The organism is Azospirillum sp. UFLA03-27 (assembly GCF_059803775.1).
In genome coordinates, this window is sequence record NZ_JAUQTX010000481.1 from 1 (window position 1) to 1,665 (window position 1,665).

The following is a 1,665-nucleotide window of genomic DNA, read 5'->3' on the forward strand; positions in this document are numbered from 1 at the left end:
GCGTATAATCGTCGGCAGCGTCAGATGTGTATAAGAGACAGGGCCGGGCGTCGGTCTGGCGAGAGGAAAAGGTGGTGCCGGTTGCAGGGCTCGAACCCGCGACCTTCGGTTTACAAAACCGCTGCTCTACCAACTGAGCTAAACCGGCGTGCCGCCTGGCCAGACCGCGGCGGGCGCTTACACTAGCGTCCTCCGCGGTCCGCAGCAAGCCTCACCTGTGCGGCGCGTTCGGCGCCGCGTCAGCGCAGCCGGGCGACCTCGTAGAGCGCGACGGCGGCGGCGTTGGAGACGTTCAGGCTGCCCACCGGTCCTTGGGTCGGCAGGCGCGCGACGATGTCGCAGCGCTCCATGGTCAGGCGGCGCAGTCCGGCCCCCTCGGCCCCCAGAACCAGCGCGGTGCGGCCCGTCAGGTTGCACTGGGCGAGCGTGCTCTTCCCCGACTCGGCAAGGCCGACGGTCCAGAAGCCGGCCTGCTGGAGATCGGCGAGCGCGCGGGCGAGGTTGGTCACGCGCACCAGCGGCACCGACTCCAGCGCTCCCGAAGCGCTCTTGGCGAGAACGCCGGTGGTCTCCGGTGCGTTGCGCTCCGTCACCACCACCGCTTTGGCCCCGAAGGCCGAGGCGGAGCGCAGGATCGCGCCGACATTGTGCGGGTCGGTCACCTGGTCGAGGACGACGACGAGCGCCGACGGGTCCGAATCGGCCTCCACGCAGAGGTCCTCGATCCCGATCTCGTCCAGGGGGACGACGTCCACCGCCACGCCCTGGTGCACGGCACCCGGCGGCAGCATGCGGTCCAGGTCGTTGCGGTCGGCCGGCATCAGGCTGGGGCGCTGGAGCCCGCGGGCCTTGGCCTGGGCCAGCACAGGCTCCAGCGCGGCGCGGCCCGCCTCCGTCGCGATCAGGCGGTGGATGCGCCGCTCCGGGTTCAGCCACGCCGCCGACACCGGATGCAGGCCGTAGAGCAGGACGCCCTGCGCGCCGCGCCCGGGAGAGGGGCGGTCGCCGCGCGACTCGCGGTGGGATGGGGAGTGGTTCTTGGCCGGGGCAGGGGGCTGGCCGTGGGGCGCGGATGGCTTCTTCGAACGGGTCATGGTGTCCGGCTGGAGGGGGCAGGCCTAAGCCCGCCGCGGTTATTCACAGTTTTCTGGTTTGGACTGCTTCAGACGTGTTGACAAGGCCTGAAAAATTCTCATAGTGCCGAACTCCGCGGCGGGCATGTCCCGCAGCGGGCCTGAGGAAGGGTGGCCGAGTGGTTAAAGGCAGCAGACTGTAAATCTGCCCGCGTACGCGTACGCTGGTTCGAATCCAGCCCCTTCCACCACTACATTCCACGGCTTGTCCGTGATCGCAGTTCCCGGTCGATAGCGCCGGGCGGGGCGTGGCAGGCGGGTGTAGCTCAATGGTAGAGCAGAAGCCTTCCAAGCTTACGACGGGGGTTCGATTCCCCTCACCCGCTCCAATCCCCCCGCGCTAAGGGAAATGTCGGTCTCGGCCGGGCCATTGTGTGCGTCCGGAACGTCGGGAACGAAAGACCAAAGCGATGGCGAAGGCAAAGTTTGAGCGGAACAAGCCGCACTGCAACATTGGCACGATCGGCCACGTCGACCACGGCAAGACGTCGCTGACGGCGGCGATCACGAAGGTGCTGGCCGAGAGCGGCGG

At 68.5% G+C, this 1,665-nt stretch carries 2 protein-coding genes and 3 tRNA genes; 3 read left to right on the top strand and 2 right to left on the bottom strand.

Features of this window, described 5'->3' with window-relative positions; genetic code table 11:
* Positions 1 to 72: 72 nt before the first annotated feature.
* Positions 73 to 148: transfer RNA gene (locus tag Q4I23_RS32550), tRNA-Thr, on the bottom strand.
* Between the two features lie 91 nt (positions 149 to 239).
* The gene (gene rlmB, locus Q4I23_RS32555) at positions 240 to 1,094 is read right to left on the bottom strand and encodes a 23S rRNA (guanosine(2251)-2'-O)-methyltransferase RlmB (protein ID WP_498528983.1); all 855 of its coding nucleotides are present in this window, start codon (positions 1,092 to 1,094) and stop codon (positions 240 to 242) included.
* Positions 1,095 to 1,238: 144 nt separating this feature from the next.
* Here rlmB and Q4I23_RS32560 point away from each other — a divergent pair.
* From Q4I23_RS32560 to Q4I23_RS32570, 3 genes are all read left to right on the top strand, one after another.
* Positions 1,239 to 1,324: transfer RNA gene (locus Q4I23_RS32560), tRNA-Tyr, on the top strand.
* Between the two features lie 64 nt (positions 1,325 to 1,388).
* Positions 1,389 to 1,462: transfer RNA gene (locus Q4I23_RS32565), tRNA-Gly, on the top strand.
* A gap of 81 nt (positions 1,463 to 1,543) precedes the next feature.
* Positions 1,544 to 1,665 (top strand): GTP-binding protein (locus tag Q4I23_RS32570; RefSeq protein WP_253828407.1); only part of this gene is annotated, 122 nt, incomplete at its 3' end.